Source organism: Actinoplanes sp. ATCC 53533, from assembly GCF_003947245.1.
The window spans coordinates 22,390-48,486 of the sequence record NZ_QHHV01000004.1 but is presented as its reverse complement, the minus strand read 5'-3'; the positions used below and the strand labels follow the sequence as shown (position 1 = coordinate 48,486).

Sequence of the window (26,097 nt, the reverse complement as noted above, 5' to 3'; positions counted from 1 at the left end):
GACCACCCAGGCGCGCGTGTTGCGCCTGTTCCGCGACATCCAGCAGACGACCGGGGTGGCCTACCTGTTCATCAGCCACGACCTCGGCGTCGTCAACGAGATCAGCGACCGCATCGCCGTCCTGTATCGCGGAGAGATCGTCGAAATCGGTGCGGCGAACCAGGTCGCGACCGCACCGCGGCACGAATACACCCGCCGGCTGCAGATGGCCGCGCCGGTCGCCGACCCGCGCAAGTCAGCGCGAGCGGCGCCGTGSTKCAGCCCAGCGCACCTCGTTTCGAGCACCGCACCGAGCCCGGCCCGGTGCTCGGCCTCGGCACCCCCGCTCCCCGGCTCTCGTGGACCGTCACCCGCGCCGAGGAAGGCTGGCGCCAGACGGCCTACGAGGTCCAGGTCGCCGGGGAGGTCTTCACCGTGCGCAGCGCCGAGCAGGTGCTGGTCCCGTGGCCGGCCCGGCCGTTGCGCTCACGCGAGCGGGCCGAGGTCAAGGTCCGGGTGGCGGACGGCGATCACTGGAGCCCGTGGAGCGAACCGGCCACCGTCGAGGCGGGCCTGCTGGACACGGTCGACTGGACAGCGCGCTTCATCAGCCCGGTCGACCCGGGCGAACGGGCGCCCGTCGTCGTCGGCCGCGTCGAGGTGCCCGGGCCGGTCCGCAGCGCTCGGCTGTACGCCACCGCCCACGGCATCTACGTGCCGTCGATCAACGGCCGCCGCGTCGATGACACCGTCCTCGCGCCCGGCTGGACATCGTACGAGCACCGGCTGCGCTACCACGTCTACGACGTCACAAGCCTGATCCGGCCGGGCGAGAACGCCGTGGAATTCGTGCTCGGCAACGGCTGGTACCGCGGCCGGCTCGGCTGGTCCAACCAGCGCGCGATCTACGGCGACCGCCTCGCCCTGCTCGCCCAACTGGAGATCACCACCTGCGACGGCGCCGTCCACGTACTGGCGACCGACGGCACCTGGCACGCCCGGCCGAGCGAGGTCCTGGCCGACGACCTGTACGACGGTCAGGCGACCGACCTGCGCCCGCACGACGCACCGGCGACCGGCGTCGACATCGTCGAGGGCGATCTGACGCGGCTCGTCGCTCCGGACGGCCCGCCGATCCGGCCGACCGGCGTGCTGCCCGCGGTCAAGGTGTGGACCTCCCCGGCCGGCAAGACGCTCGTCGACTTCGGCCAGAACGCCGTCGGATGGGTTCGCCTGCGCGTCCGGGACCTGCCCGCGGGAACGACGGTCGTGGTCCGCCACGCCGAGGTGCTGGAGGACAAGGAACTGGGCACCCGGCCGCTGCGATCGGCCCGGGCCACCGACACCTGGGTGCTGTCGGGCCACGACGAGGTGCTCGAACCCTCGCTGACGTTGCACGGCTTCCGCTACGCCGAGGTCACCGGAGTGCCGGTCCTGCGCGAGGAGGACATCGAGCTGGTCGTCGTCGGCTCGGATCTGCGCCGCACCGGCTGGTTCTCCGCCTCGCACGCACAGCTCAACCAGCTGCACGAGAACGTAGTCTGGAGCACCCGCGGCAACTTCGTCGACCTGCCCACCGACTGCCCGCAGCGCGACGAGCGCCTCGGCTGGACCGGCGACATCCAGATCTTCGGGCCCACCGCGACCTTCCTGTACGACACCACCGGCCTGCTGCGCTCCTGGCTGGCCGACCTGGCCGCCGAGCAGCGACCGGACGGCTCGGTGCCGCACGTCGTCCCCGAAGTCGATCGCGCACCCGAGTCTCGCACGCCCGCGGCCGCCTGGGGCGACGCCGCCACCGTCGTGCCCTGGACGCTCTACCAGCGCACCGGCGACCTCGGCGTGCTCGAACGGCAGCTGCCGAGCATGAGCGCCTGGGTCGACAAGGTCGCCGCCCTGGCCGGCCCGGACCGGCTCTGGCGCGGCGGCTTCCAGTTCGGTGACTGGCTCGACCCGACAGCTCCGCCGGAACACCCCGGCCAGGCCAAGGCCGACCCCGACGTGGTGGCCACCGCCCACTTCGCCCGCTCGTCGTGGATCGTGGCCGAATCGGCCCGCCTGCTCGGCCGGGCCGCCGACGCGGAGAAGTACCGCACGCTGACCGAAGAAGTACGGGCTGCCTTCGCCCTGGCCTTCGTGACGCCGCAGGGCCGGATCCACTCCGACGCGCAGACCGGCTATGCGCTGGCCATCGAGTGGGACCTGCTGCCGCTGGCGGAGCAGCGCGTGGCGGCCGGGCGCCGGCTGGCCGAGCTCGTGCGCGACGGCGGGTTCCGGATCGCCACCGGCTTCGTCGGCACGCCGCTGGTCTGCGACGCCCTCACCAGCACGGGCCATCTCGACGTCGCGTACCGCCTGCTCCTGCAGACCGAGTGCCCGTCCTGGCTCTACCCGGTCACCATGGGCGCCACCACGGTGTGGGAGCGCTGGGACAGCATGCGCCCGGACGGCACCATCAACCCGGGGGAGATGACCTCCTTCAACCACTACGCCCTGGGCGCGGTGGCCGACTGGCTGCACCGCACGGTGGCCGGTCTGGCGCCAGCCGCTCCCGGATACCGGCGCCTGCTCGTCCACCCCCGGCCCACGCCGGAGCTCACCAGCGCGGCGGCCACCCATCTGACCCCGTACGGGAAAGCCTCGGTGTCCTGGCATCGCTCGGCCGGCCACCTGCGACTCGACGTGCGCGTGCCGGTCGGCGCGTCGGCCGAGGTGCACGTGCCGGGCCAGGAACAGCCCGTGACGGTCGGGCACGGCGACCACCACTGGCTCGTGGCCGACCCGGTGCCGCGCTCCGAGGGGGCGACGACCGATGTCTGAGCCGATCATCCCGGGCTTCTATCCCGACCCGACGGTCTGCCGCGTCGATGACGACTACTACCTGGCCCATTCCAGCTTCGAGTACTTTCCCGGCGCGCCGATCTGGCACAGCCGCGACCTGATCCGCTGGACGCAGATCGGCCACATCCTGACCCGCCGCAGCCAGTTCGCCCGCGGCGACGGCCGAGCGTCCTCCGGGCTGTACGCCGGGACGCTGCGGCACCACGACGGGCGTTTCCGCTACGTCACCACGAACGTCAACGACTACGACGGCGGCCAGCTGATCGTCACCGCCGACGACCCGGCCGGCCCGTGGAGCGAGCCGGTGCGGGTGCCCGAGGCGATCGGCATCGACCCCGACCTCGCCTGGGACGACGCCGGCACGTGCTACCTGACCTGGAAGGCGATGAACTCCACGGAGGGCGAGATCGGCATCCGCCAGGCCCCGCTCGACATCTCGTCGGGCAAGTTCCTCGCCCCGGCGTACCCGATCTGGCAGGGCAGCGGACTCGCCGCGGCCGAAGGGCCGCACCTGTACGCCGTCGACGGCCTCTGGTACCTGCTGCTCGCCGAGGGCGGCACCGAACGCGGGCACGCCGTCACCGTCGCGCGCGGCCCACACCCGTCCGGGCCCTTCGAGGGCTGTGCAGCCAACCCGATCCTGAGCCACCGCAGCACCATCCACCCGGTGCAGAACACCGGCCACGCCGACCTGGTCCGCGCGCCGGGCGGCGGCTGGGCCGCCGTCTATCTGGGCACCCGGCCGCGCGGCTGGACGCCGGGCTTCCACGTCCTGGGCCGGGAGACGTTCCTGGCCGGCATCGACTGGGTGGACGGCTGGCCGGTGGTCGACGAGGACCGCTACCAGGTCCGACCGCTCGACACCGGCTTCATGGAGGTGTTCGGCGACTCACCGCCGCATCTGCGCTGGGTCGCCGACGGCAGCGGCCTGCGGTGCACCCGGGTGCGCGATCTGCGCTGGTCCGCCGAGGCGACGCTGGACGGCCCGGGCCGCTTCGAGGTGCGCATCGACGACCGGCACGCGTACGGCCTGGCCCGCCACCACGACCGGCTCGAGGCGACGGCCCGCGTCGGTGACCTCGGCGCCGTCCTCGCCACGCTCCCCGTCGCGGATGGCCACACCGTCCTGCGGATCGAGGCGGTGCCGCCGCCGTCACGCGATGCCGGGCCCGACGAGATCGTCCTGTCCGCCGGCTCGCACGAGCTCGCCCGCCTCGACGGGCGCTACCTCTCCACCGAAGTCGCGGCCGGGTTCACCGGCCGCATGCTCGCCACCGCCGGACCGCACGTCCGGTCGGTGACCTACCGCCCCCAGGAGCAGACATGAAAGCTGTCCTGAGCTCTCTTCTTCTCACTGCCGGCCTCATCCTCGTCCCGGCCGGTGCCGCGTCGGCCGCACCGCCCGACTGCGCCGCCGCCACGCCCGGCGGGCCGGTTCAGGTCACGCCCGGCTGTATCGACCCGCTCTACACCGGCCCTGTCATCGACAGCGAGCAGGACCTGAGCACTCCGGTCCCGCATCGCCGGGTGTCCGGGCATTTCGACGGTACGGACGTCAAGTTCACGATCTACCTGCCGCCGGCGCGGCAGTGGCAGGGCCGGTTCTTCCAGTACACGTACCCGATCTCGACCGAGAACGCTTATGACCGGGCGGTCGCCTTCGGGGCCGCCAGTGGCGCCTACACCGTCCAGACCAGCGGCACCGGCGGCTACCGCCACGCCGCCGCGACCGCGAAGTTCGCCGAGACCGCGGCGGCCGCCTACTACCGGTCGGAGTCCCGGCGGATTTACGGCTACCTGTACGGGCCGTCGGGTGGCTCCTTCCAGACCGTCGGCGCCATCGAGAACACCACCGGAGTGTGGGAGGGCGCGGTCCCGGTTGTGCTCGGCGTGCCCACCTCCATCCCGATCAACTTCTTCGTGCGCGCGCAGGCCCGGATGGTCCTGCGGGACGTGGCTGGCCGGATCGCGGACGCCGTACGCCCCGGCGGCTCCGGCAACCCGTACGCCGGCCTCACACCGGTGCAGGCGGCGATGCTGCACGAGGCCACGAGCCTGGGCGTTCCGCTCAAGGCCTGGGCCGACCCTGACTACGTTCTCGGCCTGGCGGCGCTGGACGGCCTGCTCGGCTTCGGCGCCGTGATCAAGCAGCTCGATCCCACGTACGCCGACGACTTCTGGTCCAAGCCCGGCTACCTCGGCACCGAGCAGTCGGCGCTCGGCGACATCGTCCGGGCCGAGCTGGCCCGCACCGGCGATCGCTGGGCCGTCGCCCTGCCCTCCTACTACCGCCACCAGGTCCCGCCGGCGGGCGAGGGCTACGACGTCTTCGACTCGCTGCGCGGCCGCTATCCGCAGCGGCCGTTGCTGATCGGCCCGGCGATCGCGAACAGCGTCACCGGCGGCGGCACCTACACCGGCCGGATCAACGGCAAGGTCATCGTGGTAGACAACCTGCTCGACAGCGACGCGTACCCGTGGCACGCCGACTGGTACGCCCGCCGGGTTCAGTCCCCGGGCGACTTCCGTCTGTACTACAACGACAACGCCGACCACCTCGAAGGCCCGGTCACCGGGGCCAAGGCCGGCCGGATCGTCTCGTACGACCCGATCGTGGAGCAGGCGCTGCGCGACGTCGCGGCCTGGGCCGAGCGCGACGTGCGCCCACCGCAGTCCACGCGTTACACGGTGACCGACGGCCAGGTGGGCGTCCCGGCGACGGCCGCCCGGCGGCGCGGCATCCAGCCCGTCGTCGATCTCACCGTCCGCGGCCGCGACCGCGTCGATGTCAAGGCCGGCCAGCAGGTCGACTTCCGGGCCCGGGTCGCGACACCGCCCGACGCCGGAAGGATCGTCTCCGCCGGCTGGGACTTCACCGGATCCGGCACCTTCACACCGGCCACTGCGGGCCTCACCGCCAGCCACCGGTTCACCGAACCCGGCACCTACTACGTGTCCCTCAAAGTGGCCTCGTCCCGGTCCGGCCGCGCGGAGTCGTTCGCCATGGTCGAAAACCTGGATCGGGTCCGCGTCGTCGTCCACCCCCGCTGAGGAGTCTCTGTGCTGACCCATTTCATCACCGTCGGGCAGGTGCTCGACGCGCCGGGCGGACGAGCCGTACTGGAACGGTTCCTGCCGCAGGCCGTCGACCGGGCCGACGTCCGCGAGCTTCTCGTCCTGTTCTTCCTGCGGGTGACCCCGGGGCTGCGCGATGACGAGCAGGCCAGGGCGGCGTTCTGGGCCGAGATCGACGCGCTGATGGAACCGGTCATCCTCCGGCCGCACGCCGCCGCCATCGCGCCGTCGGCGGTCGGCGTATCGGCGCCGTACGCGTCGGCGCCGTGGACCCTCGTCGGCTCACCCACGCGGTGGGGACTGCTGGAGATCCAGCTGAGCGGTCCGTCGGACGGGAACCCGTTCATCGACGTCGAGCTGACCGCCGAGTTCCGGTGCGGCGAGCGGTCCTGGACGGTCGGCGGCTTCTACGACGGCGACGGAACCTACCGGCTGCGGGCGCTCGCCGAGCAGGAGGGGACGTGGCAGTTCGTGACCTCGTCCACGACCCCGGCGCTGGACGGGATCGGGGGCGAGGTGACCGTCGGCCCGGCGGCGCCGGGAGCGCACGGGCCGGTCCGGGTGGACGGCTTCCATTTCGCGTACGCGGACGGCACCCGTTACCGGCCGTGGGGGACCACCGCGTACGCCTGGAACCACCAGGACGACAAAACGCAGGAGGAGACGCTGGAGACGCTGGCCGCGTCGCCCTTCACGAAGCTGCGCATGTGCCTGTTCCCCAAGCATTTCGTCTTCAACAACGAGGAGCCGTCGCGGTTCCCGTTCCCCAGGTCGTTCGACCACTCTCGGTTCGACACCGAGTTCTTTGCCCGTCTCGACGAGCAGGTGCGCCGACTCGGCGAGCTCGGTATCGAGGCCGACATCATCCTGTTCCACCCGTACGACAAGTGGGGTTTCTCGGATCTGGGACCGGCCGTCGACGAGCGGGTGGTCCGGTACGTCGTGCGGCGCCTGGCCGGCTACGCGCACGTCTGGTTCTCGCTGGCCAACGAGTACGACGCGGTGCCCGGCAAGACGATCGCGGACTGGGACCGGATCGGCGAGACCGTCACCGCTGAGGACCCGCACGGGCACCTGGTGTCCATCCACAACTTCATCGAGCACTTCGACCACACCCGGCCCTGGATCACCCATGCCAGCGTCCAGCACAGCCGGGTCGATGAGGTCACCGGCTGGCGCGAGCGCTGGGGCAAGCCGGTGGTCATCGACGAGTCCGGCTACGAGGGCGACCTCGAGTTCGACTGGGGCAACCTGACCGGCGAGGAGATGCTGCGCCGCTTCTGGGAGGGCGCGCTGCGCGGCGGTTACGTCGGGCACGGCGAGACCTACTGGAACGCCGAGGAGAGGATCTGGTGGGCCAAGGGCGGTCGGTTGACCGGCACGAGCCCGCGCCGGATCGGCTTCCTGGCCGAGATCGTCGCCGCCTCGCCGACCGGTGTGCTGGAGCCCTTGCCGTCCGACTACGACCTGCCGTGGGCCGGTGTCCAGGACGAGTACCTCGTCACCTACTACGGCCTCGGCCGGCCGCGGGAGCGTCATATCCTCCTGCCCCCGGGCCGCTGGCACGTCGACGTCCTGGACACGTGGGAGTGCACCGTCGAGCGGCTGCCCGGCACGTACGAAACCCTCGCGGTCGTACCGCTGCCGGCCAAGCCCTATCAAGCTGTGCGGCTGGTGAAGGCCTGATGCGGAAGTCCTTCACGCCCGGCCAGGTTTGGCTCGACACCGACGGCAAGCGGATCCAGGCCCACGGCGGGTCGCTCATCGAGGTCGACGGCACGTTCTACTGGTACGGCGAGAACAAGGAACGCTCGACGCCGGGCAGCGGCATCTGGCACTGGGGAGTCCGCTGCTACTCCTCACCCGACCTCTACAACTGGACCGACCGTGGCCTGATCATCCCGCCCGACGTGGACGATCCCTGTTCACCACTGCACCCGGCCATGTCGTTGGACCGGCCACACATCCTGCGGCATCGCGGCTCGGGGCGGTACGTGTGCTGGATCAAGGTCATGTCTCCGGCCGGGCAACGCTCGAGCGTCCTCGTCGCGGACGACATTCTGGGCCCGTACGAAATGGTCGGGAGAGATCTGAAGCCGTTGGGCATGAACGCCGGGGACTTCGACCTGGTCGTCGACCCGACCGACGGCAAGGGCTACTACTACTTCGAGCGGGTGCACAGCGAACTGATCTGTGCCGACCTGACCGACGACTACACCGGCGTCACCGGGTATTACTCCACCCACTTCCCGCTGGTGCAACCGCCGTACGTCCGGGAAGCACCCGCTTACTTCGCCCGCGACGGCCGGCACTATCTCGTCACTTCCGGCACGACCGGCTACTACCCGAACCCGTCCGAGGTCGCCGTCGCCCCCGGCTACCACGGCCCGTGGACAGTCCTCAACGACCCGCACCCCGACGACTCGAGCCGCAGTTCCTACCAGTCGCAGGTCAGCTCGGTCTTCCGGCACCCGCACAAGCAGGACCTGTACATCGCGCTGGCCGACCGCTGGCTGCCGCGTTACACCGCCTCCAGCGAGGCGGCGATCGCCATGCACGCCGAGCGGTTCGCCCCGTTCGGCGGCCATCACGACGGCCCGTGGTCCGAGCTCACGGAGATCGACACATCGATCGCCGACTACGTCTGGCTACCTTTCCGATTCGACGGGGAACGCGCCCTGCTCGACTGGCACGACGAATGGCGTGTGGAGGACTACGCATGAGCACCACCTGGCGCGATGAACACCTGGAGGCCGGCCACCGGGCCGAGCTGCTGCTGGCCGAGATGACCACCGCCGAGAAATGCCATCAGCTCACCGCCCGGATGGCGTGGTCGCTGGTGAAGGCCGACGGCACCGACGCCGACGGCGCCGAAGACGTGCTCCGCAATCCACCAGGCCACGTGGCGCAGCTGATCCTCGACGACCCGGCGCAGTTGGCCGCGATGGTCGGCACCATCCAGAAACAGGTGCTGTCCCGCAGCAGGCTCGGCATTCCGGTGCTCTTCCACGCCGAGGCGCTCAGCGGCTTTCTCAACGGCGGGCACATGGTGTTCCCGTCCGGCACCGGGCTCGCCGCCGGCTGGAGCCCCGACCTCGTCGAAGAGATGACCGACCTGATCCGGCGGCAGATGCGCCGCGCCGGCCTGATGCACGCGCTGTCACCGGTGCTCGACGTGGCCCTCGACCCTCGGTGGGGGCGGGTGCACGAGACGTTCGGTGAGGATCCGTACCTCTGTGCGGCCTTGGGGGTGGCCTATGTGCGCGGCCTGCAGGGCAATGACCTCTCGCAGGGCGTGATGGCCACCGGCAAGCACTTCCTGGGATACGCGGCGCCGCCGGGCGGCCTGAACCTGTCGGCCTTCGAGTCCGGCGCCCGGCGCACGCGTGACCTGTTCGCCTACCCGTTCGAGGCGGCGATTCGCCTGGCCGGGCTGCGGTCGGTGATGAATTCGTACGCCGACGTCGACGGCGTACCCGCCGGGGCCTCACCGGAGGTGCTGCAGGAGCTGCTGCGCGACGCGCTCGGCTTCGACGGCTTCGTCTCCTCCGACTACACCACCCTCGAACAGCTCGTCGACCGGCAGCGGATCGCGAAGGACGCGGCCGAGGCCGGCCGCCTGGCCATCCGGGCCGGGCTCGACGTCGAGATGCCCAATCCGTACGGGTACGGCGACGTGCTCGCCACCGAGGTCGAGCGCGGGACGGTCGACGTGCGACACGTCGACGCCTGTGTCCGCCGGGTGCTGCGGGCGAAGTTCGAGGTCGGGCTCTTCGAGCACCCGTACCCGGTGGAAAGCATCGACGTGGCCGCCGCGGCCCGCGAGGGCGCCGACCTGTCGTTGGAGCTGGCCCGGCGCTCGATCGTGCTGGGTCAGAACGACGGCATCCTGCCCTTGACCCCCGGCGGGCTCGACATCGCCGTCATCGGGCCGCACGCCGACGCCCCGACGTTCCAGTTCCCGACCTATACCTACGTGTCGTGGCGCGAGGCCAACGAGGCGGTGATGCGCGGCGAGCTCGGCACCATGAACGGCGCCAAGGAGACCGTGTCGGCCTGGTACTCGGCGCTGTTCGGAGCGTGGGACGGCGACCGCGTGGCTCCCTCGCTGGCGGCTGAGATCGGTGACCGCGCCCGCACGGTGCGGGTCGAGCGCGGCTGCACCCTGACCGAGGATCTGGGTTCTCTCGACACGGCGGTCGAGGCGGCGCGGGCGGCGGACGTCGTCGTGCTGGCGCTGGGCGGGGCCAGCCTGTGGTTCACGGGGGAGCGGACCGAGGGGGAGGCCAGCGACACCGCGGACATCACCCTGCCGGCCGCGCAGGTGCGGCTGGCCGAGGCGGTGGCGGCCACCGGCACCCCGCTGGTGGTTGTGCTCGTGCAGGGCCGGGCCTACGCGTTGCCGAAGGTCATCCAGGACGCCGCGGCCATCGTGGTCGCCCCGTACGCCGGGCCGTTCGGCACCCGGGCGATCGCCGACGTGCTCTTCGGCGTGGTCAACCCGTCCGGCAAGATGCCGTACAGCCTGCCCCGGCACAGCGGCCAGATTCCGGTCTACCACCACCAGAAGGCCGGCTCGGGCTATCGCAACCCGTTGCCGCCCGGCGTCTCCCGGCACTATCTCGACCTGGAGGCGACGCCGTTGTGGCCGTTCGCCCATGGGCTGAGCTACACCGCGTTCGCGCTCAGCGACCTCGACTGCGGTGCCGACATCGACGCGTACGGCACGGCCCACGTCAGCGCCACCGTCGCCAACGCGGGTCCCCGGGACGGGGCCACGGTGGTGCAGCTCTACCTGCGGGTCAACACCTCACCGGTCACCCGGCCCGCCCAGCAGCTCGCCGGCTTTGCCCGGGTTGAGCTGGCCGCCGGCGAGAGCCGCCGCGTCACGTTCGAGGTCGACGCCTCGCAACTGGCGTACACCAATCTCGCCCGCCAGGTGGCGGTCGAGCCGGCCCCGGTGGACGTCTTCGTCGGCCTCGACTCCGACGACCGGTCGCTGGTGGGCTCGTTCGCCGTGGTGGGGTCCGCGCGGGTGGTCGAGGGCGCCGAGCGGTCCTTCCTCTCGCGGATACGGCCGCACTCGTAGGATCGGCGGGTGGTCTCGACACCGGACAGCCAGGACGCGCGCCGCGTCACCATCCAGGATGTGGCGCGCGAGGCCGGGGTGTCGGTCTCGGCCGTCTCCAAGGTCGTCCGGGACGCGTACGGGGTCAGCGACGGGATGAGGGAGAAGGTCACCGCCGCCATCGACGCGCTCGGCTACCGCCCGCACACCGGCGCCCGGGCAATGCGCGGCCGGTCGTACACGGTCGGGGTGATGCTCATCGAGCTCTCGTCGCCGTTCCAGCCGCAGATCATCGACGGCATCACCGCCGAGCTCGAGCACACGCCGTACCAGGAGATCCTGATCGCCGGCGGCCCGTCGCCCGAGCGGCAGAAGCGCAGCATCGAGGCCCTGATCGACCGGCAGGTGGACGGGCTGATCGTCATCGCGCCCTGGATGGAGCAGGCGTGGCTGGAGAAGCTGGGGGCGAGCCTGCCGACGGTCGTGCTGGCCCGGCACGGCGGCTCCGGCACCTTCGACACGATCGTCGATGACGACTTCGACGGCGCCCGCCTCATGGTCGACCACCTGGTGGCCCTCGGGCACCGGCGCATCGTGCACACCAGCCAGCCCTCGGGCGGCCTGGAACGCCCCTACGTCCTGTCGCACACGCCACGGCTCGACGGCTACCAGGAGGCGATGCGAAGGCACGGGCTGGAGCCGGACGTCATCGTCACCAGCTACTCGGAAGAGGGCGGCTACGAGGCCGCCCGGCAAGCGCTGGCCCGTCCCGTCCGGCCGACCGCCATCTTCGCCGGCGCGGACATCGCCGCGCTGGGCGTGCTGCGCGCGGCCGAGGAACTCGGGCTGCGGGTTCCGGAAGACCTCAGCGTCGCCGGGTACGACAACATCTACATGTCGACGATTGGCCGCATCTCGCTGACCACGATCGACCAGTCGGCCCAGCTCACCGGTTCCCGCAGCGCCCGGTTGCTGCTGGAGCGACTCGACGGCCGCACCCGTCAAGTGCACTACCTCATCGCGCCGCGCCTGATGGCTCGCGGCACGACCGCCTGACGCGTCCTTGACGATGGCTTCCCAGACCGCCTACGCTGTTTGTAGAACGTTGCACGGAATGGCCGGCAACGACCCTCCGGGGGCAGTGCGCAGCCGTTGACCGGCTGCCCGATCGAAAAGGCCCCCGGTGAATTCCGCACGCCGCACCCTGCTCGTGCTCGGCTTCCTCGTCGCGCTCGGGCCGTTCACCGTCGACCTCTACATTCCGGCGTTCCCGCTCGTGCAAGCCGACTTCGGCACGAGCGCGGCCGCCGTGCAGTTCACGCTGACGGCCACCACCATCGGCTTCGCGCTGGGCCAGTTGGCCATCGGGCCGTGGAGCGACAGCATCGGGCGGCGCCGGCCCCTGCTGGTGGCCACCGCCCTGCACGTGGTCGGCAGCCTGGGTGTCGCCGCGGCGCCCACCGTCGAAGTCATGCTCGTGTTCCGGCTGCTGCAGGGCGCCGGAGCCGCCGGCAGCGGCGTCGTGGCCCTGGCCATGGTGCGCGACCTCTTCGACGATGCCCTGTTCGTCCGGATGGCAGCCCGGCTCGCCGTGGTGAGTGGGCTCGCGCCGGTGGTCGCACCTTTCGCCGGTTCGCTGATGCTGAGCCACATGCCCTGGCGAGGCCTGTTCGTCTGCATCGCGCTCTACGGCTCGGCGGTGCTCGCCGTCACGGCGTTGCTGATCCGGGAGACGGCCCCACCGGTGCGGCGAGCGGAGGCGGCGCTCGGGCGTTACCGCGTGCTGGTGACGGATCGCGGCTTCGTCGGCGCCGCCCTCGCCGGTGGTCTGCTCGTCTCCAGCGTCTTCACCTACATGAGCTCCTCGTCGTTCCTCTTCCAGGACACGTACGGCCTCTCCGCCCAGCGGTACAGCCTGGTCTTCGCGGCGAACGCGGTGGGCTTCGTGATCGGGGCGCAGACCTCAGCGCGGCTCGTCACCCGGATCGGGCCGCGGCGGCTGCTCAGATCCGTGCTGCCCGCGCTCGCCGTCCTCGGCTTCACCCTGCTGCTCGTGGCCTTCGCCGGCGAGAACGTGGTGGCGGTGACCCTCGTGACAGCGCTCTACTTCCTCCTGGCAGGCGCCGTCGGGCCCTGCCTGCAGGTGATCGGCATGGCCCCGCACGCAGAGCGGGCCGGAACCGCCGCCGCGCTGATGGGTGCCGCGAACTTCGGCCTGGCCGGCGCGACCGCGCCGGTGGCCGGGCTGCTCGGCGTCGGCTCGATCGGCCCGATCGGCCTGGTCATGGGGCTGACCATGACGGTCGCGGTGGTCGTCTTCCTGGTGTCGGCCCGCGACCGGCGCGAAACGCGGGTCGCGGCGCACGACTGATGCCGCTTCAACGCCGACTGGTCGGTCAAACCCAGGGTCAGCAGGGCGTGGCGCGGTGGGCCACGTACTCCGGGACGGAGTGGTCGTTGGCCGACAGGCCGGTGAGGAATCGCGCCCAACCGGGGAGATCGTCGCCCGCCCGTAACTGAGGACCGAGCGGCCGGCCTGCTGGGGACACGCATGGTTGACGCAAAGGATGGTCCTCCGTATCATTGCAATCGATCTCAGCAACCGATCTCATTGGGAAGTTCATGATCAACGGTCCTGGCGATCTGCGTGCCTGCTGCGTACGTCACGACGCGCTGCCTCAGCCGTCGCACGGAGACGCTGACCGGGCTCATGGTGCTGTCGATGGCCTCATTTATCGTGCGTTGGCCGGGTGTCGCCAAGCCCTCGGGGCCAGCGAGTTCGCCGACGAAATACTCGGCCGCAGTGGCGCGCGGACATGAGCGACAAGGCCAAGACGATCGTCCTCGGCGCGTCGCACTGGCATATGCCACTGTGCGCGGGCCGGATCGCCGAGCGGCACGACGTCGTGGGGTTCAGCGACCCCGACCCTTCGCGGACGGAGCACCTCGCGGATCTCTGGAACGCGCCTTTCTACCCGTCCTGGGAGGAAGTTCTCGCAGCCCACGGGGACGCCGAGTTGGCGTACGTCTTCGTTCCGCACGACGTGATGCGCGAGGTCTGCCTCGCTCTGGTCGCTCGGCGCATCCCGCTCGTCGTGGAGAAGCCAGCCGGGGTGTCATTGCAGGAGCTGGCCGACGTCCGGGCGGCTGCGGATGCTGCCGGGGTGCCGATCGCCGTGCCTCTCGTGCAGCGGGGAGGTCCGACTGACCGCTGGCTGGCCAGGGCCGGCCGCTCGGTGTACGAGAGCGTCCAGTTCATCGCGGGCCCGCCCGAGCGCTACCTCATCAACGGCAGTCCGTGGATGGTCGACGTCGAGCGCGCCGGCGGCGGGTGCATGGTCAACCTCGCTCCCCACTTCGTGGATCTCTTCCTCCGCTCGGCCGGTGCGGAGAAGGTAGCAGCGACGGCGGCCCTGTCGTCGTTGCTGCATCGCCGGGGCGTCGAGGACTACGCTTCTATGACGCTGACCACGGCCGACGGACGGATCGCCACCATCGAGGTGGGATATGCGTTCCCCGGGTCGCCGCTGAAGCGGCACTGCTCCTTCATGCGGATCGGCGCTGCGGGGACCGCGACCATCTGGTCTGACGGGAGTGCGTCGTTCACCTCCGTCGACGGCGTCACGGAGACCGCGCTCATCGACGTGGACAGTGACCCGTTGTACAAACTGTTCGTCGACCAGGTGGCCGAGCAGCTGGGATGTGGTTTCGTGGAGCTCCCGCGGATCAGTGACCTTGAGACCACGATGGCCGTCATCTGGGACGCGTACGCGCACGGCCGACAGGAGAGAACCGGTGTCCACACCCAGCATCAATGAGGTCGCGGCGGCAGCCGGGGTCCACAGGTCGACGGTCTCGCGGGCGTTCTCCCGCCCCGAGGCTGTCAAGCCGGAGACCCGGGAGCACGTCCGCCGGGTGGCGGCCTCCATGGGATACACGATGAGCCCGCTCGCCCAGGCGCTGCGAACCAAGGTCAGCACCCTCGTGCCGCTGATCATCCCCGACATCACCAACCCGTACTTCGCCGAGCTCGCGAAGGCCATGACGGCCGCCGCGGGGGAGCGTGGCTACCAGTTGGTGCTGTGCGTGACGGAGAACGACGCGGACGCGACCGCCCGGTACCTCGACGCCATGCAGGCGATGTACGCGCCTTTCGCGGTGATCGCGCCCTACGCCCGGGTCTTTCCCGCCGAGCTAGAGTCCCGGGGCTTCGGAGGGCGGCTTGTCGTCATCGACCGGGTCGAGTCCGGCGACCAGACATCCACGGTGACCGTCGACAGCGCAACGGGGATCGCGCTCGCGTTGGACCACTTGTTCGGACTCGGGCACACCTCCATCGCCTACGTCTCGGGGATCGCGGGGACGCACACCGCCGCAGACCGGCGCCAGGCTTACCGGACGCTGGCGGAAAAGCACGGGATGACGCCGATCGAGCTCGACAGCAGCGGGATCGGCGCCGGCGCCGGCGAACGTGCCGCAGAAGAGCTCGTGAGCCTGCGCGAACGGCCGACCGCCGTCGTCGCGGGCAACGACCTGGTCGCCTTCGGACTCATCAGCTCGCTCGGCTCGCGGGGGGTGTCCGTCCCCGGTGACGTCTCGGTGGTGGGCTTCGACGGTCTGCCGCTCGGCGCCCGCAGCAACCCGCCGCTGACCTCGGTGCAGCAACCCATCGCCGAGATGGGCCGCATCGCGATCCGTCTCGCCGAGCAGGCGGCGACCGGCGGCCCGGTCGAGCACGTGGTGCTCCAGCCACAGCTGCTGGTGCGCTCCTCGACCAGGCCGCTCCGGTGACTGGCCGGTTGCTACCCGGGCTGCGCCACGTGGACCATGCTGCGTACACGGTCCCAGACCTGGACGAGGCGGTGCGTTTCTTCGTCGAGGTCCTAGGGGCGGAGGAGCTCTATCGCTCCCAGCGCGGTCCCGACCCGTCGTTCATGCCGGCGCATTTCGACGTCCCGCCGGACGCTGCGCTCGAGCTCGCGATGCTACGGCTCCCGCCGAACCTGAACGTCGAGCTCTTCGAGTGGCAGTCCGAGGACCAGCGGACCCAGCACCCTCGACACAGCGACCGGGGCGGTCATCACCTGTGCTTCGTCGTCGACGACGTCGACGCGGCGATCGCCCACCTCGGCACGATCCCGGGCGTTCGGGTCCTCGGCGGCCGCAAGGAAGTCGGACCCGACAGCCCCCTTGTGGCCGGGAACCGGTGGACGTACTTCGTCACCCCTTGGGGCCTGCTGATGGAACTCGTCGACCGGTCCCGGGTGCAGAACCCCCCGAGCCTGGTCGGCCCGGCGGACTGGAACCGACCGCCAAGAAGGAGCACCGCTCTCTCATGATCATCGCCGGACACACGCTGGGAACCCCGGGACGTGACCTCGCCGAAGCGCTGCGCCTGTTCGGCACGGCAGGTCTCGACGCGGCCGAAGTCATCTACCAGGACGACTACCCGGCGGCCATCAGCCCGTCCGACCCGCGGTCCGCGCAGCAGGCCGCCGCGATCGCCGAAGCCGAAGGTGTCCCGATCGTCGCACTCACCCCGTACACGACCTCCATCAACAGCGTCGACGCGGCGAGCTGGCAGCAGGGGATCGACGAGTTCCGCGGGTGCATCGAAGCCGCACACAACGTCGGTGCGACCCGAGTCCGGGTGTACGCCGGCTCCTGGCACCCGGGGGACACCGACCACGCGCGGCACTGGGAGCAGCTGCGGAGCGCGCTGACCGTCCTCGCGCCGGAGGCCGCGGGTGCGGGCGTCGTGCTCTGCGTCGAGAACCACTTCGGCACCATGACGCAGACCGCAGCAGATACTGCCCGGCTGGTCAGCGAGGTCGGCTCCCCTTCCGTCCGCGTCCTGTACGACCAAGCCAACCTGACCTTCACCCATGACGAGACCTGGCAGCAGGCTTTCGCCGTCCAAGGTGAGCTCGTCGGCCACGTGCACGTGAAGGACCTGGTCTTCAAGGACCCCGAGGCGCCCTTCCGGGCCTCGGACACCGCCCGGGTGAAAGCAGAGGAACGCGCCGTCAGGTCCCGGGTCGTCGGTACGGGCGTCGTGCCGTGGCCCGACATCCTCGGGGAGCTCGTGCGCCGGGGTTACGACGACGTGCTCTCGCTCGAGTACGAGTACCGGTGGCATCCTCAGGACCTGCCCGACCCCGCGATCGGCTTCAAGGACTCCGCGCTCGCGCTCCGCAGGATGCTCGCCACGGTGGTGGCCGCGTGACCAGTGGAGACGTGCTGCGCATCGGTGTGGCGGGGGCGGGCAACATCGCGAGCATCGCCCAGCTCCCGACCCTCGTCGCGCGCGACGATGTGGAGCTGCGGGGCCTGGTCACCCGCAAGGATGACCCGCAGCCCCTGATGCGGCGCTGGGGCTTCCGCCGTGCCTATCCGACGGTCGAGGCGTTGCTCGAGACCGAGGAGCTGGACGCGTTGTTCGTCCTCACGCCCCGGTCGGAGCACGTCCACGCGACGCGACTCGCGCTGGCGGCCGGCGTCGACGTCTTCTGCGAGAAGCCGCTGGCGACGAGCGCGTCCGACGCACAGTCCCTCGCCGAGCTGGCCGCTGCACGAGAACGGGTGCTCATGGTCGGGTTCAACCGCCGCTTCGCCCCGGTGTACGAGGCCGGTCGCGCAGCTTTCGGGGAGAGCGGCGCAAGCTTCTGCGTCGCCCAGAAGAACCGGGCAGGCTCCGAATACCGCGCCACCTTCGAGAACGCGATCCACATGGTCGACCTGCTGCGCTGGTACTGCGGGGGCGAGCCCGTCGATGTCAGCGCGCACGCGGCCGGTGAGGATCGCTGGCAGGAGGACGGTGTGGCCGCGCTCATCCGGTTCGACAACGGTCACTCCGGCGTGCTGGTGGCGGCCCGCGACGCCGGCGGCTGGAGTGAGAAGCTCGACGCCTACGGAGGCGCGACGAGCGCGAACGTCACCGCGCCCGACCGGATCTCGATCAGCCGGCCCGACGGGACGACCGTGCGCGAGATGTCGCCCGAGGCCTTCGGCTGGGCGACGGCGACGCAGACGTTCGGCTTCGCCGGAGCGGTTCACCATTTCCTGGACCGTGTCCGGGACCGCGGTGATCCCTTGACATCCGGGGCCGACGCGGCAAAGACCCAACTCCTCCTCGATCGCATCCTCGCTGCCGCCGGGCTCCCCACCGACGAACAGCCCGGAAGGGTCTGGAGAAGCCACGCCAAGAAGTGACGGCGACAACGCCCTTGGGCCTTGTGCACGGCATGAGTAGTCATGCAATCCTTCAATCGTAAGGATGTTTCGACGTGATTATCAACACTTTCTCGTACGCGTGGTCGGCAACGGCAATCGATGCAATCGCGGAGTTGGCAGACAATGGATACAAGACGTTCGAAGTTCCCATCAGCTCTCCACACTGTTGGCCGGACGAAATGTCAACCACGGAGCGCTCTGCCATGACGGCAAGACTGGGGGATCATGGCGCGGAAATCCGGTCGCTCAATGCCGGCGGATATGACGTCAACCTCGCGAGCCCCGGCGCAAACATGCGCCGCAAGAGCATCGAGCACATCAACTCGGTGATCGACCTGGCCGTGGCGTGGGAGGTCCCTGAAGTGGTGATATCCCCCGGAACAAGGCGCCCTATGATCTCACCTCCACTCGACAAAGCTTACGGATGGATGTACGAGAGTCTGGGTGAGCTGATTCCACTGGCCAAACAGGCTGGCACGCGACTCCTTCTGGAAAACACTCCATATTGCTTTACTCCCACCATCCGGGAGTTGGCGGGCATCGTCAGTACGGTCAACGACGACGTGCTGAAGCTCGTGTACGACGTCGCCAACGCCGCCTACATCGAGGAGGATCCCGTAGCGGGGCTGCTCGCGCATCACGAACACATTGCACTCGTGCACATCTCTGACACGGGTGTGGAAACCTGGGGTCATGATCCCATCGGCACTGGAGTGATCGATTTCGACGGGCTCGGCCGCGCCGTCGAAGCAACATGCGGAGAAAGCAACGTTGTTTGCGAGATCATCCGCGAAGAGAACCCTGTGCAGGTGTTCAACCAAGCAATGGACGACCTCAGAGGAAAAGGCTGGAAGCTGGGAAACTAATGCCGGTGTGAGAGGTTCCTGCTTCGCAGTCGTCTGGAACACGAGACATGCCGCTCGTCGTCGCGGCGATATAGCCGTCATAGCACATTCGGAGCTCACTCCACCCAGGCGGTTCGGTGCCGCGGGCCCGGCAGGATCGACGGAACGCTGCGCTGGTACGTGCCTCGTCGGCCGGCACGAGCCTGCGGGTCACCCCGGACGCCGGCTCCGATCTTGGTACTGACGGCGACCAAAAGCAGCAGCACGAACCCTTACAGGGCTTTTACGACTTGGATCCTGGTCGACCAGGAATGTGGCTGAGGATAGACTTGGTGAAGCCACCGTCGACGCAGATGTCCTGCCCCGTGACGTAGCCCGACAACGGGCCGACCAGAAACTCGATCACATTGGCGATGTCTGTGGGGTCCGCGATCCGCGACAGCGGAATGATGCCTTCCCGTGCGCTCTTGGTCTGCGGGTCGGCGTACATTTCTTCCGTCATCGGTGTGTGAGTCATCCCTGGTGAGACCACATTGACCCGAATACCGTCAGGCGCCCACTCCAAGGCGAGGGTCTGGGCCAGCATGGTCAAAGCAGCTTTGCTGGGGCTGTAAGCACCTGATCCGGCATGCGGTACCTGGCCGGACATCGAAGATGTGAAGCACGCCGAACCGCGACTACACGTCAGATGCGGGTGGCTTGCTTTGGCGAGAAGCCACGCGCCGCGCAGGTTGACCGAGAACATGGTGTCCCAGTCTTCGACGGACACGTCGCATATTGCGCCGGGGTTTACGATTCCAGCATTCGCTACCAACGCATCCAGGCCACCGAATTCGGCGACCGCGGCGTCCACGAGTTGACCTGGCACGTCGGGATCACCGAGGTCACCCACGAGCGCGATGGCGGCACCTCCCAACGACTGAATTGAACGAACAATCTCCTCCTGCGTGGTGGTCTTTTCGTGTCCACACACCGCGATCATCGGCTGCTCGCCTCGGGCGATAGCCGCCTCGGCGAGGCGCACGCATGTAGACGCGCCGATGCCGCTACTTCCACCACTGACCAAAGCTCTCATCGCGCAGTCTCCTTCGAGTACGGATTGGCAGGTGAGTAATTCATGGATTGCCGGAAGCCGGCCGCTATTGACAGGTTCTTCGGCGACGGAGGCCTTCCCGCAAGCCATGGTCATCACGGTCGGTGCGTAGCAGCGCGCAACTCGTCGGGTGTGGCACCTTCGAAGCCGAAGAACTCCAGGTAGGCGGGGATCAGCTCGAGCAACATGTCGCTGCCGACCTGGATCGTGCAGCCCTTGTCCTTGGCTGCCTGCAGGAACGGGGTGATGTCGGTCTTGAGCACTACGTCTCCGACGTACGAACCCGGGGCGACGCGGTCGACGTCGACAGGCAGAGGATCGCCGTCGTTCATCCCGAGGGGGGTGGCGTTCACGATCAGGTCCCAGCCCTCGGGATCCCTTGAGCCCATCACGATGCTCACGTCGGGGTAGTGCACGCCGATGCGCTGGGCGAGCGCTTCAGAGGCGGCTATGTGGGGATCGAACAAGCCGATCTCGGGCAGGCCGAGGCCGGCCAGCGACGCGGCGATCGAGGAACCGACCCCGCCATTGCCGACGATCAGTGCGCGTTTCCCGGACGGGTTGAACCCCTTGCGCAGCATGCCGCGGACGAAGCCGGCGCCGTCGAACTGGTCGGCGAGCAGCGACCCGTCCTCCCGCAGCAGGACGGCGTTCGTCGCGCCGGCGATCGCGGCGGCCGGGCTGATCTCGTCCACCAGCTCCATCGTGGTGACCTTGTGCGGCATGGTGATCAGCGCGCCGCGGATGTTGGTGAGGGTGAACACCGATCGGAAGAAGTTCGGGTAGTCCTCGGCCTTGATGCCCATCGGGACGACGACCGCGTCGATGCCGTGCTTCTCCAACCAGGGGTTGCAGATCAGCGACGACTTGAACGTGTGGGTGGGGTAGCCCAGGTGCGCGACGAGTGTGGTCGTTCCGCTGATCATCGGGTGTCTCCGTCCGTACCGCGACCTGCGTGCTCGAAGTCAGCCGGGGCGGCCGGCATGTCCGAGGCGGTTTCTGCCTGCTGCGCGTCGTTGGAGAGCTCTGAGAGCCGTACGCCGGTCCACGCGCACCGCAGCTCGCCGTGCACGGCCCAGTACTCGTCCCAATGGGCGAGCTTGACTTGATCGCGTTTGAGGCCCCGCTTGCTCAGTCGGTCCTTTAGCGTCTTGGGGGAGACGCGAACCTGTATCACCTCTACCTCGGTCGGTGGCCAGTCGAAGCGCTTTGCGGCCGCGGTGATGAAGGTGGGGTCTGACAGATAAGGGCTGAAGGGTGCGTCGACTACCACGGGGCAACCGAGGCGGAGGTTGGTCCCGGCGACGTCGAGCAGCGAGTCGTACTCGAGGGGCAGGATGCTGTCGCGGTAGAACGGGTTGGCCTCGCGGTCGTCGGGGTCGTATCCGGCTGACACCAGGGCGGCTTCGACGAACCGCGCGCTCATCGCGTCCTTGTCGAGGTACGCGGCGCCGTGCTGCCGGGCGAGGCGCTGGGCGATCGTCGACTTGCCGGAGCCCGCCGTGCCGATCACGATGCGCAGGGTCGGCACGTTCATCCGCGCGCGTCCCGCACCGCCGTCAGGAACTCGCGGGCGGCGGCAGTCACCCGAGTGAAGTCGCGGTCAGGCTGCCACGCCTTGGTGACGGCGCTGCCTACACCGACGCCCGCTACGCCTGCGGCGAACCACTCCTTGACGTTCTCGACGGTCACACCACCGGCGGGCATGATCGGCAGGTGTGCCAGCGGCGCGAGCACGGCCTTGGCGTGGGGGATACCCGCGTTCTCGGTCGGAAACATCTTGATGATGTCCGCACCCGCCTCGGCGGTCTCAAGCATCTCGGTCGGGGTGAAGGCCCCGCTGATCGTCGGGATCTGGTAGCGGTTGGCGACCCGGATCATCTCGGCGTTGAGCTGCGGGCTGACCAGGAAGGCCGCACCGGCTCGGATGCACTCGTACGCGGCGTAGCCGTCGAGGACGGTTCCCGCTCCCACGGCGACTCCGTCCGGTGCGTACCGATTGGCCAACCGTCGGATGAGATCGACGGCCCCGGGGATGGAGAGCGTGATCTCCAGGGCGCGGAACCCGCCCTCGATCGCAGCGTGCGCGACACGCTCAGCGCTGTCCGCGTCGGGCAGCCGCACGATGAGCACAGCGCCTGACTCGTCGATCGTGCGCAGTGTCGCAAGCTTGGTCAACTCCCGCGTCCCCTCTGGTCAACAACGTGACGGACCGATAGTCGCATGCAATCGGTGCTAGTGCAATCGATCTCATTTTCGGGAGACGAGCTCGGAGTTCGCAGTGCTTCCGGCCCGAAGTCTCCCTCTCGGCGCGTCCTCCAAGGCCTTCGAGCGTGCGCGTCGACCTCGACGCTGAGCGTCGGGCGCCGCTCAGCGCTCAACCCGCTGCCTCCTCTCGGATGACCGTGGAACTCACGGTTGCCGCCTTGACACTGCGACTTTCGTAATTTACGGTCCGGAAATCTGCAACCGATCTCAGCAATCGATCTCATGGGAGAGAACCATGATCATAAAGCAGCGTGGCTTTGTCGTGGCGCTCGTGGCGGTGGTGAGCTTGTTGGCCGCTGGGTGTTCGGGGTCGTCGTCTGATTCGGGCGGGCCGGTCACGTTGACGTACTGGGATTTCCTGGATCCGAGTCAGGACAATCCCCGGGCGAAGGCGTTGAAAGAGAATATTGCCGGGTTCGAGGCGGCGAACCCGGACATCAACGTGGAACTGGCGGTGGTGTCGTTGGGGGACATGCTGAATCGGTTGCCGCAGGCGGCGGCGGCGGGGCAGGCGCCGGATGTGTTCAAGATGTTCACTCCGCAGGTGCCGCAGATGGCTTCGGCGGGTGCGTACTCGCCGTTGCCGGCGGCGGCGTCGGAGGCTGGGGATTGGCTCCGGTCGATCGACACCCTGGCCGGGCCTGAGGGGAAGCAGGTTGCGGTTCCGTACGAGTACCGCACGTGCGCGTTCTATTACAACGAGAAGGTCCTCAAGCGGCTCAACGTCGAGGTGCCCAAGACCTATGCCGAGGTGGTGACGGTGGCCGGCAAGGCCGCTGACGCGGGTCTCACCGGCTTCGGGACCGGGTTCTCCGACGCCGACAACTCGGCGATCATCGCGACCTTCTTCGACTGCTTCATGAGTCAGGTCGGCCAGCCGATTTGGGAGGGGGACAAGGCCGTCTTCGCGACCGAGATGGGCATCGAGTTCGGCAACTTTCTGGCCGCTCTGCGCGATGCCGGGGGCCTAGCGAGCAGCGTGACCTCGGATACCTATGGCACGGTCGCGGACGGGTTGGCCAACGGGACGGTCGCGATGGCGGTGCTCGGTACCGAGCGGATCGTCACCATGGCGTCTCAGAATCCCGATGTGAAGTGGACCGCTTTGCCGGCGGCGTCGACCGGGGACGGCATCGGCGCGACCATCGGTTGGACCCTGGGTATCGGTGCCGGCAGTGAGCATGCCGACGCTGCCTGGAAGTTCATCGAATACCTGACCGGTCCCAAGGGCGCTGCGGTGATGGCCACCGGCGGCGAGGTCCCCACCCGCGCCGCGGCCTACCAGGAGCCGTTCTTCTCGACCCCGGAAGCCGAAACGGTCAACAAGATCGCCGAGTACGTCAAGAGCAACAGCAAGCCGCACACCTATGCCGACAACTGGATCGCTGTGGCCACCGGGCTCTCCCGCGCCGGGCAGGACCTGTACTTGAACAAGAAGTCCGGTAGCGAGTTCATCACCTCCGCGGAGGGCGCGGCCAACAAGTAAGTCTCGGCCACCATCCGTGGAGCCCGCGCAGCGGGCTCCACGGGAAGGGGGACATCATGTCCATTGCAAGTTCGCCGCGCACTCACGCTCCCGACGCATCGCCGCGCCGCCGCGGCGCGGCAGTGGGCGGTCGCCGGCGCGGAGACGCCCAGGTCTGGCTTTACGTGTTGCCGGTCAGCGCGGTCTTCTTGTTCGTCTTCATCGGGCCGCTGTTCTACACGGCCTGGACAGCGCTCCACGAGACGAGGTACTACCAGATCGGGGAATTCTCCGGTCTCAACTCCTTCGTCGAGCTGTTCACCGATCCGGATCTGCCCGGCCTGATCAGGACCACGCTGGTGTTCTCGCTCGGAGCGCTGGTCATCGCCTTGCCGGCTGGTCTGTTGTCGGCGATCGTGCTGAACAACCTGCACCGGTACAAGCGCAGTGTCCGCAGCCTGTTCCTCCTCCCGTGGCTGCTGTCGCAGGCCACCGCGGGAACCATCTGGCTGTGGTTCCTCAACCCCAACTTCGGACCCGCGACAGCGATCGCCACCTCACTCGGCTTCGGTCGCACCAACGTATTCTCCTCGCCCGCGACCGCGCTGCTGGCCGTGACGCTGATAACGGCCTGGTGGTCGTATCCGCAGGCGATGCTGCTGTTCCTCGGCGCGTTGCAGACCATCCCCGTGGAGCTCCGCGAAAGCCTCCGGGTCGACGGAGGCGGAGTGTGGGACGACTTCGTCAACGTCACGCTGCCGTATCTGCGCAACACCATCGTCTCGGTCGTGGTCGTCCTCGTGATGCTCTACGTTCAGATGGTCACCATCATCTTGGTGACCACCCGGGGCGGACCGCTCGGTGCGACGGAAACCTTGTCGATGCGGATCTACAACCAGACCTTCAACGACTTCAACCTGTCCGGGGCCTCCGCCACCGCCATCCTGCTGTTCGCCATCAACGTCGTCCTCACCCTGGCCGCCATCCGGTTCCGACGTAAGGAAAGCCTGTGACCACCCCCACCGCCGCCACGGCCGCCCCCGCGGGCCGCCGCCGGGCCGGGTCGGCTCTGCGGGCGATCCCGACCTGGGCCTTCATCGTCGTCGCCGCGTTGATCGTCCTTCCCCCGGTTGCCTGGATCGTCTCCACGTCGCTGAAAGTCGAAGCCGACACCATCAAGTTCCCGCCCCAGTGGATCCCGATCCCCATCACCTTCGAGAACTTCGCCGGCATTGTCACCTCCACGAACATCCGATTCTTCGTCAACTCCCTCATCTACGCAGCCGGATCCATCGCGTTGGCCCTGCTGATCAGCATCCCTGCCGCCTATGTCGCCACCCGACACCGCAGCCGCCGCATGGAAACCCTGATGACCGGGATCCTGCTCCTGTCGATGGTCCCCGCCATCGTCGTGTTCATCGCGCTCTACTCCATGTTCGTCCGGACCGCGCTGATCAACACTTACCCCATGCTGATCGTGGTCTACACCGCCATCATCTGCGGGCAGACCATCCTGTTCCTGCGCAACTTCATCGAGAACATCCCCGTCGAGATCGAAGAAGCCGCGACCATCGACGGCTGCACCCGCCACCAGATCCTCTGGCGCATCATCCTCCCGCTGATCCGACCCGGGATCGCCGCCATCGCCATCTTCATCTTCGTGTTCGTCTGGAACGACTTCCTCGTCGGCACCGTCCTCGCCACCACCGAAGACATGAAGACTGTCCAAAACGGAATCGTCCGCTACATCACCACTGGATTCGGCAACTTCTGGGCCCTCTTCTCCGCCTTCATCGTCGTCGCCTTCATCCCCGTCCTCAGCATCTTCGTAGCCTTCCAGCGATGGTTCATCGCCGGCATGACCTCAGGGGGAGTCAAAGGATGACCCCACCCCCACATCGGAGCAGCCGGACATACCTTCCTTCGTGCGTCGCTGCATGTGGTCGCGGGTGCGCGGATCCCAGCGCAGACGGCAGAGCACCACGCGATAGAGCGCGGCATCGGCCTGCCGGTCACCGCCGCGGTTGAGTCGATGCCGGGTTGTCTTGCCGGAGCTGGCAGGGATCGGGGCGACGCCGCAGAGCATGGCAACGCCGCCTCGCCAGTGATCCGGTCGTGGTTCTCGCCAGCGCTGACCAGCAGCTGCCCGGCCGTGTCAGCGCCGACGCCGTGGGCGGCCAGCAGACCGGGATTGATGGCGGCGACGAGAGGTTTGAGTAGTTCGTCGAGG

At 68.8% G+C, this 26,097-nt stretch carries 22 protein-coding genes; 17 read left to right on the top strand and 5 right to left on the bottom strand.

Annotation, left to right across the window (positions count from 1 at the left end; all coding sequences use genetic code 11):
• The first annotated feature begins 252 nt into the window (after positions 1 to 252).
• The 14 genes from DMB66_RS01045 (at position 253) to DMB66_RS00980 (ending at position 19,062) form a co-directional block, all read left to right on the top strand.
• On the top strand, positions 253 to 2,799 hold the full coding sequence (locus tag DMB66_RS01045; RefSeq protein WP_125802080.1) for a family 78 glycoside hydrolase catalytic domain: 2,547 nt from the start codon (positions 253 to 255) through the stop codon (positions 2,797 to 2,799).
• The gene (locus tag DMB66_RS01040) at positions 2,792 to 4,147 is read left to right on the top strand and encodes a glycoside hydrolase family 43 protein (protein WP_125802079.1); all 1,356 of its coding nucleotides are present in this window, start codon (positions 2,792 to 2,794) and stop codon (positions 4,145 to 4,147) included. Before DMB66_RS01045 ends, DMB66_RS01040 begins: the two co-directional genes overlap by 8 nt.
• A complete protein-coding gene (locus tag DMB66_RS01035; RefSeq protein ID WP_125802078.1) occupies positions 4,144 to 5,871 on the top strand; it encodes a PKD domain-containing protein in 1,728 nt (575 codons plus the stop codon). Before DMB66_RS01040 ends, DMB66_RS01035 begins: the two co-directional genes overlap by 4 nt.
• Before the next feature lie 9 nt (positions 5,872 to 5,880).
• Positions 5,881 to 7,581, top strand: a complete 1,701-nt coding sequence (locus tag DMB66_RS01030) for a DUF5605 domain-containing protein (protein ID WP_125802077.1) — start codon at positions 5,881 to 5,883, stop codon at positions 7,579 to 7,581.
• Positions 7,581 to 8,618, top strand: a complete 1,038-nt coding sequence (locus tag DMB66_RS01025) for a family 43 glycosylhydrolase (RefSeq protein WP_125802076.1) — start codon at positions 7,581 to 7,583, stop codon at positions 8,616 to 8,618. Before DMB66_RS01030 ends, DMB66_RS01025 begins: the two co-directional genes overlap by 1 nt.
• Positions 8,615 to 10,984, top strand: a complete 2,370-nt coding sequence (locus tag DMB66_RS01020; protein WP_125802075.1) for a glycoside hydrolase family 3 N-terminal domain-containing protein — start codon at positions 8,615 to 8,617, stop codon at positions 10,982 to 10,984. Before DMB66_RS01025 ends, DMB66_RS01020 begins: the two co-directional genes overlap by 4 nt.
• Before the next feature lie 9 nt (positions 10,985 to 10,993).
• Positions 10,994 to 12,019, top strand: a complete 1,026-nt coding sequence (locus tag DMB66_RS01015) for a LacI family DNA-binding transcriptional regulator (RefSeq protein WP_125802074.1) — start codon at positions 10,994 to 10,996, stop codon at positions 12,017 to 12,019.
• A 127-nt stretch (positions 12,020 to 12,146) separates the two neighbouring features.
• Positions 12,147 to 13,334, top strand: coding sequence for a multidrug effflux MFS transporter (locus DMB66_RS01010; protein WP_125802073.1), 1,188 nt, complete (start codon positions 12,147 to 12,149; stop codon positions 13,332 to 13,334).
• Positions 13,335 to 13,779: 445 nt separating this feature from the next.
• Positions 13,780 to 14,781 carry a Gfo/Idh/MocA family protein gene (locus tag DMB66_RS01005; RefSeq protein ID WP_125802072.1) on the top strand — a complete coding sequence of 334 codons (1,002 nt, stop codon included), beginning with the start codon at positions 13,780 to 13,782 and terminating at the stop codon, positions 14,779 to 14,781.
• Complete coding sequence (locus tag DMB66_RS01000) at positions 14,759 to 15,754, top strand: LacI family DNA-binding transcriptional regulator (RefSeq protein ID WP_125802071.1); 996 nt, start codon at positions 14,759 to 14,761, stop codon at positions 15,752 to 15,754. The genes DMB66_RS01005 and DMB66_RS01000 overlap by 23 nt, the downstream gene beginning before the upstream one ends.
• The gene (locus DMB66_RS00995; RefSeq protein ID WP_125802070.1) at positions 15,751 to 16,302 is read left to right on the top strand and encodes a VOC family protein; all 552 of its coding nucleotides are present in this window, start codon (positions 15,751 to 15,753) and stop codon (positions 16,300 to 16,302) included. Before DMB66_RS01000 ends, DMB66_RS00995 begins: the two co-directional genes overlap by 4 nt.
• Positions 16,299 to 17,189, top strand: coding sequence for a sugar phosphate isomerase/epimerase (locus DMB66_RS00990; protein ID WP_125802069.1), 891 nt, complete (start codon positions 16,299 to 16,301; stop codon positions 17,187 to 17,189). Before DMB66_RS00995 ends, DMB66_RS00990 begins: the two co-directional genes overlap by 4 nt.
• 11 nt (positions 17,190 to 17,200) lie before the next feature.
• A complete protein-coding gene (locus DMB66_RS00985) occupies positions 17,201 to 18,175 on the top strand; it encodes a Gfo/Idh/MocA family protein (RefSeq protein WP_199751679.1) in 975 nt (324 codons plus the stop codon).
• A 74-nt stretch (positions 18,176 to 18,249) separates the two neighbouring features.
• Positions 18,250 to 19,062, top strand: a complete 813-nt coding sequence (locus DMB66_RS00980) for a sugar phosphate isomerase/epimerase (RefSeq protein ID WP_125802067.1) — start codon at positions 18,250 to 18,252, stop codon at positions 19,060 to 19,062.
• A 262-nt stretch (positions 19,063 to 19,324) separates the two neighbouring features.
• On the opposite strand, the gene DMB66_RS00975 is transcribed toward DMB66_RS00980, so the two are convergent.
• The 4 genes from DMB66_RS00975 to DMB66_RS00960 form a co-directional block, all read right to left on the bottom strand.
• Positions 19,325 to 20,116: an SDR family NAD(P)-dependent oxidoreductase gene (locus tag DMB66_RS00975; RefSeq protein WP_125802066.1), complete on the bottom strand. Its 792-nt coding sequence runs from the start codon at positions 20,114 to 20,116 to the stop codon at positions 19,325 to 19,327.
• Between the two features lie 113 nt (positions 20,117 to 20,229).
• Positions 20,230 to 21,060: a shikimate dehydrogenase gene (locus tag DMB66_RS00970; protein ID WP_125802065.1), complete on the bottom strand. Its 831-nt coding sequence runs from the start codon at positions 21,058 to 21,060 to the stop codon at positions 20,230 to 20,232.
• Complete coding sequence (locus DMB66_RS00965; protein ID WP_125802064.1) at positions 21,057 to 21,671, bottom strand: ATP-binding protein; 615 nt, start codon at positions 21,669 to 21,671, stop codon at positions 21,057 to 21,059. The genes DMB66_RS00970 and DMB66_RS00965 overlap by 4 nt, the downstream gene beginning before the upstream one ends.
• Complete coding sequence (locus DMB66_RS00960) at positions 21,668 to 22,312, bottom strand: hypothetical protein (RefSeq protein ID WP_125802063.1); 645 nt, start codon at positions 22,310 to 22,312, stop codon at positions 21,668 to 21,670. Before DMB66_RS00960 ends, DMB66_RS00965 begins: the two co-directional genes overlap by 4 nt.
• A 325-nt stretch (positions 22,313 to 22,637) precedes the next feature.
• Here DMB66_RS00960 and DMB66_RS00955 point away from each other — a divergent pair, with 325 nt between their 5' ends.
• From DMB66_RS00955 to DMB66_RS00945, 3 genes are read left to right on the top strand one after another with little or no spacing between them, the layout of a single operon-like run.
• Positions 22,638 to 23,888, top strand: a complete 1,251-nt coding sequence (locus tag DMB66_RS00955) for an extracellular solute-binding protein (RefSeq protein ID WP_125802062.1) — start codon at positions 22,638 to 22,640, stop codon at positions 23,886 to 23,888.
• 56 nt (positions 23,889 to 23,944) lie between these two features.
• A complete protein-coding gene (locus DMB66_RS00950; RefSeq protein WP_125802061.1) occupies positions 23,945 to 24,880 on the top strand; it encodes a carbohydrate ABC transporter permease in 936 nt (311 codons plus the stop codon).
• Entirely contained in the window at positions 24,877 to 25,752 is an 876-nt protein-coding gene (locus tag DMB66_RS00945; protein ID WP_125802060.1) for a carbohydrate ABC transporter permease, read from the top strand. The genes DMB66_RS00950 and DMB66_RS00945 overlap by 4 nt, the downstream gene beginning before the upstream one ends.
• On the opposite strand, the gene DMB66_RS63385 is transcribed toward DMB66_RS00945, so the two are convergent.
• On the bottom strand, positions 25,732 to 25,953 hold the full coding sequence (locus tag DMB66_RS63385; protein ID WP_233624200.1) for an IS110 family transposase: 222 nt from the start codon (positions 25,951 to 25,953) through the stop codon (positions 25,732 to 25,734). The two genes, DMB66_RS00945 and DMB66_RS63385, sit on opposite strands and share 21 nt — an antisense overlap.
• Positions 25,954 to 26,097: the final 144 nt, after the last annotated feature.